At 45.5% G+C, this 352-nt stretch carries 1 pseudogene; it reads left to right on the forward strand.

Annotated elements, in window-relative coordinates:
- Positions 1–352, forward strand: a pseudogene (locus tag KNP96_RS16630) (IS5/IS1182 family transposase); the annotation flags it as partial.

Raw genomic sequence — 352 nt, forward strand, 5'->3', positions numbered from 1 at the left:
AATTCTGACCCAAGGCGTCGATGCTGGATTCGTGGACCCAGTGGTCCTGTTTATCGATTCGACACACGTCAAAGCAAATGCGAATAAGCGGAAATATAAAAAGAAACATGTTCGTCGTGCAGCACGTTTTTATCAAGATGAACTGGAACAAGAAATCAATGATGATCGTGAGGCGCACGGAAAAAAGCGTTTTACCCCCAAGAAGAAGGACGAGAATGATCAACGTTTGACGAAGGAGAGTACCACGGATCCTGAGTCAGGATATTACGTGAAGGGGGAGCGTGAAAAGCAATTCGCCTATTCCTTTCATACAGCATGTGATCGGAATGGTTTTGTCCTCGGGACAATTGTC

This window comes from Exiguobacterium sp. s133 (assembly GCF_018618595.1).
Lineage (GTDB): Bacteria > Bacillota > Bacilli > Exiguobacteriales > Exiguobacteriaceae > Exiguobacterium_A > Exiguobacterium_A oxidotolerans.